Source organism: Halomonas sp. SIMBA_159, from assembly GCF_046536035.1.
GTDB classification, from domain to species: Bacteria; Pseudomonadota; Gammaproteobacteria; order Pseudomonadales; family Halomonadaceae; genus Vreelandella; species Vreelandella venusta_A.
Window position 1 is genome coordinate 1 of the sequence record NZ_JAWJBT010000925.1, and the last position, 259, is coordinate 259.

1 protein-coding gene is annotated in these 259 nt (G+C 66.0%); it reads left to right on the forward strand.

Going from position 1 to position 259, the window contains the following annotated elements:
* A partial coding sequence (locus tag R0J87_RS21965; RefSeq protein ID WP_498888963.1) for a hypothetical protein occupies positions 1-259 on the forward strand: 259 nt, incomplete at both ends.

Here is a 259-nt window from a genome sequence, read left to right on the forward strand (position 1 = left end):
GGTGGACCTCTATCCCGCCATGCACCGGCTGCTCGAGGCCTGCGCCTATGTCGCCGTCGGGCCGCGCTCGCGCTATGTCTCGATCGCGGTCGGCGGCATCGTCCTGCTGGGATCCGGTTTCTATGCGGTGGAGAACCTGCAGGTGGGCGATGCTCAGCCAGGCTCGCCGATCCTATGGCCGGACTCGGAATACAACCGCAGCGCGGCCGAGATCAATGCCAATTTCCCCGGCGCGGACCGGATGTTCGTGGTGTTCGAG